Below are 10235 nucleotides of genomic sequence, written 5' to 3'. Positions count from 1 at the left end.
GCCTCACAGGACGGTGTTAAAGGTTGCTGGGTTGGTGCTCCCCACCCTACCCGGTCGCGGAGCGACCTGTGGTGGGCGCGAGCAGCCGGCGCACACCCCACCGGGCGCCCATGAGCGCGAAGATCAGCAGCGTCACCGACCAGAACCCGCCGAGACTCACGGCATCTCCGAACACCGCGTCCTCCAGCCAGAGCACGAGGAACTTGCTCGCGGGAAGCAGCAGCACGAGCATCGCGATCGACACGATGCGTCGCGAGAGCGTGGAGGAGTCACGCACGCGTCGGAGCACCCGGGTCTTCGCATGCAGGACGAGTTCGAGCACGAGCTTGAGCATCACGGCGGTGAGGAGCGAGATCGTGAAGGTCTCCATCAGCACGGTGGGGAAGTACTCCGTGGCGAGGTTGAGCACGACCACGTAGACGAAGACGTCGACGATCTGCAGGGGGTCCATCCGTCGGCGTCGCACGCCGCGATCCTACGTCCGCCGCGTCAGGCTGCGGGCGTCGTCGCGGCTTTGTGCAGGTCGTCCTCCACCTGGCTGGCGCGGATGGGGTGGCCGAGGGTGGACAGGCACTTGCCCGTCTTCAGGTCCCACTTCCAGTCGTGCAGCGAGCAGGTCAGCACGTCGCCCTCGATCTTGCCGGTCTTGGAGAGGTCGGCGCGCAGGTGCGGGCAGCGGCGCTGCACGACCCAGTCCTCGAGCTGGATGTCCTCGGTGACGTCGGACTGCTCGGCGTACCAGTTCTCGACGTACTCGATGCGGTCGCGGGAGAGGCACTTGAAGAACGTGTAGATGAACTCGTTGAACTTGCCGACGCGCCCGGCCTGGAACTGCAGCGACAGGAAGATCGAGTTCGACCAGTCGATCTCGTGCTCGGCGATGTTCGTCGAGACGAGGTCGGCGGGGATCGTGAACCAGTAGCTGGTCTCCTCCCCCGCGTATTCGCGCACCTTGGCCTTGGGGAAATCGACGCAGAGGTCGAGCTCGCCGATCGTCATGCGCACCGGGCCGCCCACGCCCTCACGGAAGATGCGGCCGCGGCGCAGCAGCGGCTCCCACCAGGCCTTCAGCTCGGCGAGCATCTCGTCCGGCGGCAGCACCGGGGCGCGCGAGGCCTCTTCGGCGCGGATCTCGTCCTGGCGCGAGGCGCGCTGCTCCTCGAGGTAGCCCCACTTGTCGGTGAACATGCGGTCGATCTCAGCCTCGGTGTACAGCGTCTGCTCGACGGTCTGCTCGCCGTTGGCGATCGTGACGACGGTGCCGGGGATGAAGACGTGGCCGGCATACTGCGGGGCCTCTTCCTTCATGCGCGCCAGGAACTGTGCCTGGTCGGTGAAGATCGAGTCGTTGTGCTCGCCGAGCCCGTTGTAGCGGAACAGGTCGTCGCGCAGGAACATCGGCGGACCCGCCATCGGGTACACGTGCGGCGCATCGACCTTCTCGATGTAGAACATCGCACGCTTGTGCTGCGCCTCGCGCTTGAGGTGGGCGAAGTTGACCTTGGCGTCCTGCGGCAGGTCGTAGACCATGGGCCACCAGATCGCTCCGGAGAACTGCGTGAAGTAGGCCTCGGGCTTGCCGAACGCCAGCAGCTTCTCGAGATCCAGCGGATGCGAGTCGTTCTGGTTCAGGATCGACGCCGTGCCGTCGTCGACCGACAGGCTGGAGTCCCCGATGGGCCCGTCGCTCGGGGCGCGCAGCGGCGTGATCATGAGCTTCAGGTCACCGCGCTGGATGATCTCGCCGGCGCGGGTGTAGGTGATGTTGTCGTACCCGAGCTTGCGCAGATCCTGCTCGAGGTCGTCGGTCGGATACTCCGGCAGCAGCACCTCGATGTCCTTGCGGACATAGGTCTCCAGCAGCCACGGGTCGAAGTGATCGCGGTGACGGTGCGAGATGTAGAGGAAGTCGGCGTTGCCGTAGCGTTCCCAGTCCAGAGCCCGGTTGTCGGGGAAGACGAACCACGACCCGTAGAACGACGGCTTGACCACCGGGTCGCAGAGGATCGTGCCGCCCGTCGTCTCGATGAACATTCCGGCATGGCCGAGGCCCGTGATGCGCATGGATTCCTCCCCTGTCAACAGCTCTCGATTCTACGGGGCGGGTTGCGGCGGATTGGTCTGCGCGGCCGTGTCTATGCTCAGCCGTCGAGCAGATCCCTGATGTCGTCGGCGGTCAACGCGGCGGAGAACAGGTCGTCATCGTCCATCACCGACGTGAAGAGTCGGGCCTTGCGCTGCTGCAGGGCCATGACCTTCTCTTCGATCGTGCCCTCCGCGATCAGACGGTAGACGTTGACGGGCCGGGTCTGCCCGATGCGGTGGGTGCGGTCCACCGCCTGCGACTCGGCGGCGGGGTTCCACCACGGGTCGAGCACGAACACGTAGTCGGCCTCGGTGAGGGTCAGGCCGAAGCCGCCGGCCTTCAAACTGATGAGGAACACCGGCGCGTCGCCGCTGCGGAAGTCGGCGACGACGTCCTCGCGGCGCCGCGTGGATCCGTCGAGCCACGCGTAGGCGATGCCCGCGGCATCCAGTCGTCGCGCCGCCAGCTGCAGGAACGACGTGAACTGACTGAACACCAGCGCGCGGTGACCCTCGGCGGCGAGCTCGCTGACGTGATCCACAAGCGCGTCGAGCTTGCTGGAGCCCAGCCGGGCGTGACGGCCGTCGATGAGGGCGGGGGCGAGACTCAGCAGCCGCAGCAGCGTCAGGGAGCGGAAGACGATGAACCGCTGCCGGTCGAGGTCGTCGAGCAGCCCCAGCACCTTCTGCCGCTCGCGCTGCAGCACGGTGTCGTAGAGCGCGCGGTGATCGTCGCTCAGCTGCACGCGCAGTTCCTGCTCCTGCTTGGGTGGCAGGTCGGAGGCCACGACGTCTTTCGTGCGCCGCAGCAGGAACGGCCGGAGGCGCCGGCGCAGCCGTGCCAGGCGACGCTCGCGGTACGGCGCGCCCTCGGCGTTCTCAGGGGTCTTGCCCTGCTCGATGGGGCCCACGTACTCCTGGCGGAAGCGCCGGGCCGAGGGGAACAGGCCGGGAGAGGTGAGCGAGAGCAGCGCCCACAGCTCGGTGAGGCTGTTCTCCAGCGGCGTGCCGGTGATGGCGAAGGTCACGTCGGCCTGCAGCGCCTTGACGGCGCGGTGCAGTTTGGTGGCGGGGTTCTTGACGAACTGGGCCTCGTCGAGGATGAGGCCCGCCCACTCGATGCCGGCGTACTCCGCCTCGTCGAGGCGCAGCAGCGCGTAGGAGGTGACCACCACGTCGGCGCCGGCCGCGAGGTCGGCCAGCGACCTGTCGCGCGTGATGGTGCGGGAGCGGATGGTCGCGACGACGAGGTCGGGGGCGAAGCGCTCGGCTTCGCTGCGCCAGGTCGCGACGACGGAGGTGGGGGCGACGACGAGGAACGGCCGCCGCTCCCCCTCGTCGCGGGTGTGGGCGATGAGGGCGAGGGTCTGCAGGGTCTTGCCGAGCCCCATGTCGTCGGCGAGGATGCCGCCGAGCCGGTGCCGCCACAGGAACGCCAGCCAGTCGAGCCCCTGCTGCTGGTAGGGGCGCAGCTGCGCTCTGATCGCCGCCGGCACTGCCGTCGCCGGCACACCGCCGGTCTCCCGCAGCCCCGCCACCGTGGCCCGCCACGCGACGGCGGGCTGAGCCTGGTCGGCGAGGTCCTCGAAGTCCGACCAGAGCGCCGTCTGGTACCGGCTGATGCGCGGGCCGGTGTCCCACTCGTCCAGCTCGGCGGCTTCCTCCAGCAATTCCCGCAGCCGGTCCAGCGCGGGGTGGGCGAGGGAGAAGTAGCCGCCGTCGCTCAGCAGCATCTTGCGCCGGCGGCGGGTGAGCGCGGTCAGCAGCGGGGTGAACGGGATGCGGCGGCCGTCGATCGTGACGATGATGCCGAGGTCGAACCAGTCGCGGTCGGTGGTCTCCACCGTGGTGACGGTGATCTCCGGGGTGCCGGTGAGTTCGCGGTAGCTGCGGCGGATGCCGGTGACGTCGACGTCGATGCCGTCGATCCGCTGCACGGCGGGCAGCACGGCGGCCGCGAACTCGGCGGCATCCGCGCCCGTGAACGCGCCGGCGTCGCGGAACGGCAGGTCGCTCGCGCCGCGCCACGCCGCCTCGACCCGGTCCTGCAGGCGCTTCTCCTGCGCGATGTCACGGTCGCCCGCGGTGCCCGTCGCGGCGTACGGCATCGGCGGTGCACCGGCGTAGCGCCACGTCAGCGCGTACTCCACCCGGTCGCCGGGTTCGAACCGCACCGCCACCTCGAGGCGCGGCGGAAGCGCAGGCGGCAGCTCGACACCGCGGCCGAGGGTCACCGGCGCCTGGCGGGCGAGGCGCGGCAGATGGTCGCGCAGGAACTCGTCGGCCTCGGCGCGAGGAACCAGCACGGGTTCGCGGGTGCGCAGCACCGCGCGTGCGGGAGCCGGCACCTCGGCCGGGGCCAGGGTGAGCGCGATCCGCTCTCCCGCGGTCGCCACGCGGTACAGGCCCACATGTCCGATCGTGCGCACCTCGGCGGTCGGCACCGGCGCGTCGTCGATCGTCACCTGCGCAGTGACGATCAGGCCATCCGGCCCCCGCTCGGTGTGGAGGGTGACGCTCGCGTCCTGCGCGAGGGCCACCGTCTGCGCTGCCGACCGGGCGGTCACCGCGATGCCGCGTGCGCGGGCGCCGGCCAGGTGCGGCCACAGCAGGTGCGACTCGACGTCGTCGAGCGTCAGCCATTCCGACCCGTCGGGCATGGTGCCCAGCGTCCGGGCGTCGCGGACGAGGCTGTAGAGCTCGACGAACCAGCGCGCCTGAGCGGGGTCGTAGCCGTGGCCGGGGCGGCGCAGGGCATCCCAGGTGGCGTGCCCCTTGATCCAGCCGCGGGTGGAGCGCTCCAGCGGCCGCAGCCCCAGCGACACGTCGACGGAGGGTTCGGCCAGACCGCGCGCGGTGGCGGTCTCCATGCGGGTGGGGGCCCAGCGCGACTCGGTGCGGCGCACGCGCCGCCGCAGCTCCACCCCGAGGGCGAGCTGCGGCCCCGGCTCCCCCGGTGCGGGCGCCGTGAGCAGCTCGCGCCAGTCGGGAGCCGCGCGCGAGGTCATGCCTTCATCCTCGCCGACCCCGTGGACATGTCGGGCCCGCGCCCCCGCGGCATCCGCCGGTCAGGACGAGCGGGCGATGCGCGCGAGCACGCCGTGCACGAACGAGCCGGAGTCGTCGGTGGAGAACTCCTTGGCCAGTTCGACGGCCTCGTCGATCGCGACGGCGGCGGGGACGGCGTCGTTGTAGAGGATCTCCCACGCGGCCATGCGCAGCAGCGCGCGGTCGACGGCGGGCATGCGGGCGAGCGACCAGTCCTTGGAGACCGTCGTGATCTGCTCGTCGATCTCCTCGCGGTTGTCGATGACGCCGTCGACGATCTCTCGGGCGTAGAGCCACGACGCTTCGCGGGCCGGCTCGTTGGCGGCTCGCTTGGCCTCGGCGGCCAGGGTCACGCCCAGGTCGTCACCGCGGATGTCGGACTGGTAGAGGATGTCGAGGGCGCGTTTGCGCGCCTTGGTGCGTGCACTCATGAACCGGTGACGCCGCGATCAGTTGACGCGGCCGAGGTAGTCGCCCGTGCGGGTGTCGACCTTGACCTTCGTGCCCTGCTCGACGAACAGCGGAACCTGGATCTCGTACCCGGTCTCGACGGTGGCCGCCTTGGTGCCGGCCGACGAGCGGTCGCCCTGCAGGCCGGGCTCGGTGTAGGTGATCTCCAGCACGACCGACGCCGGCAGTTCGATGTACAGCGGGTTGCCGTTGTTCATCGCGATCTGCACCTGCTGGTTCTCCAGCAGGAAGTTCTTCGCGTCGCCGACGACGGTGGCGGGCACGGAGATCTGGTCGTAGTCGGCGACGTCCATGAACACGAAGCTGTCGCCGTCGTTGTACAGGTACGTGAAGTCGCGACGATCGACGTTCTCGATCTCGATCTTGGCGCCGGCGTTGTACGTGCGGTCGACGGTCTTGCCCGACACGACGTTCTTGAGCTTGGTGCGCACGAAGGCGCCGCCCTTGCCCGGCTTGACATGCTGGAACTCGATGACGTTCCAGAGCTGGCCGTCGATGCTGAGGACGACGCCGTTCTTGATGTCTGCGGTGGATGCCATGAGAGGGAGAAGTCCGTTCGTGTGAGGGAGTCGGGCGCCGCGGGCGTGCCCGGCGTTCGATTCTACGTGATGACGGCGCGTCGTCTCTCAGCCTTCGGCGTGACCGGCGATGACGTCGATGAGCAGGGCGGTCGCCCGGGCGTAGCCGGCGACCCCTTCGCCGGCCACATGCACGGCGGCGATGTCTGAGATGTACGAGTGCTGCCGGAAGGCCTCGCGGGCCCGCACATCGGAGATGTGCACCTCGGCGACCGGCAGTCCCACCCCCGTCAGGGCATCGCGCAGCACGACCGAGGTGTGCGTCAGTCCGCCGGGGTTGATGACGATGCCGGCGCAGTCGTCGCGGGCGGCGTGGATGGCGTCCAGCAGCACGCCCTCGTGGTTGCTCTGCACGGCGCGCACCTCGAATCCCCGCGCCGCGGCGGCATCCGACACGATGCGCTCGACATCGGCGAGGGTCTCGCGACCGTAGATCGCGGGCTCGCGGACGCCGAGGAGGTTGAGGTTGGGGCCGTTGACGAGCAGCAGGCGACGGGGTGTGGTCACTCTGAAACCCTATCGGCGGCCAGGAGCACCGACGCGCCGCGCGTGGCGCCGTCGCACCACCACAGGAGATCTCACCGGGACAGGACGGATCCGGCCGAAATCTCCTGGTGCGGTGATTTCTCCTGCGCCGGGGATGGATGCCGGGCGCTCGTGGCTCACACGCGGTGCGCGGTGCGCGGCGCGCGGTGTCAGAGGGCGCGCGCCATCACGAGTTCCGCCCCGATGGTGGAGGTGAACCTCTCCCCCGTCGGCACGAAACCTGCCCGTCGGTACGCGGCCTGCGCGCGGGTGTTGTCGGCGTGCACGTCGAGGGTGAGTCGGCGCAGCCCGAGTGAGGCGGCCCGGTGCGCCGCGGCGTCGAGCAGACCGTCGACGGCCCCCGACCCGCGGTGGTCTGGGCGCACGTAGACGCCGACGACGTCCGCGCGGGTGGTCCACACCGTCCGCCCGGTGTGGTCGGCCGCCCCGGACGGACGCACCAGCACGGTGGCTGTGCCGACCCAGCCGTCGGCGGACTCCGCGACGAACTGGGCCGCCGTGTCGCCGGAGGCGGCATCCGCTGCGCGCTGCTGCCAGAACGCATCGTCGCGGGCGCGCTCCTGTTCGGGAGTCGAGAGGAACGCGATGCCGGCGTCGGGATCGCTCACCGCCTCGATGCGCAGTCGCCGCACGCGCCGCCATTCGTCCGCGCGCACGCGGCGCACGGTGGCCGGTGTCACTCGGCGAGCTCCTGGTACGCCGCGAACAGCAGCGACTCGTCGGGGGCCTGCAGCACGGTGGGCCGGGCGATGTCGTCGAGCACGATGAAACGCAGCATGCCGGCGCGGGTCTTCTTGTCGCGCTGCATCGTCGCCAGCAGCTGCGGCCACGCTCCGGGCCGGTAGCTCAGCGGCAGCCCGAGGGTGCCGAGGATGTCGCGGTGGCGCTGCACCGCGGCATCCGGCAGGCGCCCGGCCAGCCGGGAGAGCTCGGCGGCGAACATCATGCCCACCGACACCGCAGCGCCGTGGCGCCACTGGTAGCGCTCGGCGTGCTCGATGGCATGCCCGAGGGTGTGGCCGTAGTTGAGGATCTCCCGCAGGCCCGCCTCGCGGAAATCCTCGCTGACCACGTGCGCCTTCATGCCGATCGCCAGCTCGATGCTGCGCCGGAATGCCGGGGAGGCGGGGTCGACGGCGGCGACGGGGTCGGCCTCGATGAGGTCGAGGATCTCGGGCGCCCAGATGAAACCGGCTTTGGCCACCTCGGCGAAGCCGGCGACACGCTCGTTCTGGCTGAGCGTGTCGAGCAGCTCGAGGTCGCACAGCACGACGTGCGGGGCCCAGAAGGCGCCCACGAGGTTCTTGCCCTCCGCGGTGTTCACGCCGGTCTTGCCGCCCACGGCGGCATCGACCATCGCGAGCACCGTGGTGGGCACGAGCACGACCTTGACTCCCCGCAGCCAGGTGGCCGCGACGAAGCCGGCGAGGTCGGTGACCGCTCCCCCGCCGAAGCCGATGACGAGGTCGGTGCGGGTGAAGTCGGCCTGACCCATGACCTGCCAGCAGAAGGCGGCCACTTCGATGCGCTTGCCCGCCTCGGCGTCGGGGATCTCCGCCAGCAGCACCTGCCGGCCGCCGCCGAGTGCGTCGGCCAGCGACAGGCGCAGTGCCTCGGCGGCGTCGCGCAGCGTGGGCGGGTGCACGACGAGCACCTTGCGCGCCTCGTCGGGCACGAGGGTGGGGAGGCGGTCGAGGATGCCGCGCCCCACCACGATGTCGTAGTCGGCCGTGCCGGTGACCGAGATGGTCGTGGTGTCGCTCATACCTGCTGCTCCTCGGGCGGCTCGGTGTCGACCGCCCACTGTGCGACGGCGTCGACGATGTCCTGGATGGGGCCGTGCGAGGTGTCGAAGGTCGCATCGGCGGCGGCCTCGTACATCTCACGACGGGCCTGGTAGATCTCCTGCCACCGCGCGAGCGCGTCGTCGCCGTGCAGCAGCGGCCGCGACGTCACCGGCCGGGAGGCGGCACGCAGACGTGCGGCGATGGTCTCGGGCTCGACGGTCAGCAGCACCACGCGGTGGGCGGCGAGGGCGTCGCGGATGTCGGGGTGCGTCACCGCTCCCCCGCCCAGTGCGACGACACCGCCGCCGCTGAGGGCTGCGCACACCGCTTGACGCTCGAGCTCGCGGAAATGCGGTTCCCCATGGGTGGCGAAGATCTGCGCGATCGGGCCGTGCTCGCGCACGATCTCGGCATCGGTGTCGGTGAACGACAGCCCCAGGCGCTTGGCGAGCTTGCGGCCCACGCTCGTCTTGCCGGCCCCCATGGGGCCGATGAGCACCAGCGCGCTCATGCCAGCGCGGTGTCGCTGGCCGTCGTCGTGCGCAGGGTTTCGGGGATGGCGGCGAGGTAGGACTGCAGGTTGCGACGCGTCTCGGCGACGCTGTCGCCGCCGAACTTCTCCAGCACGACGTCGGCGAGCACCATCGCGGTCATCGCCTCGGCGACGACACCCGCTGCGGGCACAGCGCAGACGTCGGAGCGCTGGTGATGGGCGGAGGCGGCGTCGCCGGTGGTCACATCGACGGTGCGCAGCGAATGCGGCACGGTCGCGATCGGCTTCATGCCCGCGCGCACCCGCAGCACGGTACCGGTGGACATGCCGCCCTCCGTGCCGCCGGCACGGTCACTGGAACGGGTGATGCCGGCATCCGTCGCGAACAGCTCGTCGTGCGCCGCGGAGCCGCGCCGACGTGTCGTCTCGAAGCCGTCGCCGACCTCGACGCCCTTGATGGCCTGGATGCTCATGAGCGCCTGGGCGAGCTTCGCGTCGAGGCGCCGGTCCCACTGCACGTGGGAGCCGAGCCCCGGAGGCAGGCCGTAGGCGAGCACCTCGACGATGCCGCCGAGGGTGTCGCCGTCCTTGCGGGCGTCGTCGACCTCGGCGACCATCGCCGCGCTTGTGGCGGGGTCGAAGCACCGCAGCGGATCGGCGTCGAGCGCGTCGACGTCGTCGGGGGTCGGGAGGGCCGCGTCATCGGGCACACGCACCGGACCGATCGACAGGGTGTGGCTGACCAGGCGGATGCCGAGCTCGCTGAGGAACGCCCGGGCCACCGCGCCCAGCGCGACGCGGGCGGCGGTCTCGCGGGCGCTGGCGCGCTCGAGGATGGGGCGTGCCTCGTCGAAGTCGTACTTCTGCATGCCGACGAGGTCGGCGTGCCCGGGGCGCGGCCGGGTCAGCGGTGCGCTGCGGCCCCGCGACTTGTCGGTGAGCTCGACCGGTTCGGGGCTCATCACCTCGACCCACTTGGGCCATTCGGTGTTGCCGATGCGCAGGGCGATGGGGCTGCCGAGGCTGAAGCCGTGACGCACGCCGGACGAGAGGGTGAGCTCGTCCTGCTCGAACTTCATGCGGGAGCCTCGCCCGTAGCCCAGCTTTCGGCGGGCGAGGTCGGCTTGGATGGCGTCGCGGCTGATGGGCACGCCGGAGGGCAGGCCTTCCATGATGGCGACGAGTTCGGGGCCGTGCGATTCGCCGGCCGTGAGCACGCGGAGCATT

10 protein-coding genes are annotated in these 10235 nt (G+C 70.6%); all 10 read right to left on the bottom strand.

The genetic code is table 11. From position 1 onward, the window contains the following. Positions 1-46 precede the first annotated feature (46 nt). Complete coding sequence (locus H9651_RS09420) at positions 47-466, bottom strand: hypothetical protein (RefSeq protein ID WP_318244831.1); 420 nt, start codon at positions 464-466, stop codon at positions 47-49. Positions 467-489: 23 nt separating this feature from the next. Next, positions 490-2064, bottom strand: coding sequence for a Rieske 2Fe-2S domain-containing protein (locus H9651_RS09415; protein WP_191719054.1), 1575 nt, complete (start codon positions 2062-2064; stop codon positions 490-492). Positions 2065-2141: 77 nt separating this feature from the next. Further along, positions 2142-5093: a DEAD/DEAH box helicase gene (locus H9651_RS09410; protein WP_191719053.1), complete on the bottom strand. Its 2952-nt coding sequence runs from the start codon at positions 5091-5093 to the stop codon at positions 2142-2144. A 60-nt stretch (positions 5094-5153) separates the two neighbouring features. Then, positions 5154-5564, bottom strand: coding sequence for a transcription antitermination factor NusB (gene nusB / locus H9651_RS09405; protein ID WP_191719052.1), 411 nt, complete (start codon positions 5562-5564; stop codon positions 5154-5156). Positions 5565-5582: 18 nt separating this feature from the next. Beyond that, positions 5583-6143, bottom strand: a complete 561-nt coding sequence (gene efp, locus H9651_RS09400; RefSeq protein ID WP_191719051.1) for an elongation factor P — start codon at positions 6141-6143, stop codon at positions 5583-5585. Positions 6144-6230: 87 nt separating this feature from the next. Next, positions 6231-6689: a type II 3-dehydroquinate dehydratase gene (locus H9651_RS09395; RefSeq protein WP_191719050.1), complete on the bottom strand. Its 459-nt coding sequence runs from the start codon at positions 6687-6689 to the stop codon at positions 6231-6233. Between the two features lie 188 nt (positions 6690-6877). Then, on the bottom strand, positions 6878-7408 hold the full coding sequence (locus H9651_RS09390; RefSeq protein ID WP_191719049.1) for a GNAT family N-acetyltransferase: 531 nt from the start codon (positions 7406-7408) through the stop codon (positions 6878-6880). Next, positions 7405-8493: a 3-dehydroquinate synthase gene (gene aroB / locus H9651_RS09385; RefSeq protein ID WP_191719048.1), complete on the bottom strand. Its 1089-nt coding sequence runs from the start codon at positions 8491-8493 to the stop codon at positions 7405-7407. Before aroB ends, H9651_RS09390 begins: the two co-directional genes overlap by 4 nt. After that, a complete protein-coding gene (locus H9651_RS09380; RefSeq protein WP_191719047.1) occupies positions 8490-9026 on the bottom strand; it encodes a shikimate kinase in 537 nt (178 codons plus the stop codon). Before H9651_RS09380 ends, aroB begins: the two co-directional genes overlap by 4 nt. After that, positions 9023-10234 carry a chorismate synthase gene (aroC, locus tag H9651_RS09375; RefSeq protein WP_191719046.1) on the bottom strand — a complete coding sequence of 404 codons (1212 nt, stop codon included), beginning with the start codon at positions 10232-10234 and terminating at the stop codon, positions 9023-9025. The genes H9651_RS09380 and aroC overlap by 4 nt, the downstream gene beginning before the upstream one ends. Position 10235 lies beyond the last annotated feature (1 nt).

The organism is Microbacterium pullorum (assembly GCF_014836535.1).
Lineage (GTDB): Bacteria > Actinomycetota > Actinomycetes > Actinomycetales > Microbacteriaceae > Microbacterium > Microbacterium pullorum.
Note: the sequence above shows the minus strand (reverse complement) of the source record. Positions and strands in the feature narration are given on the sequence as shown.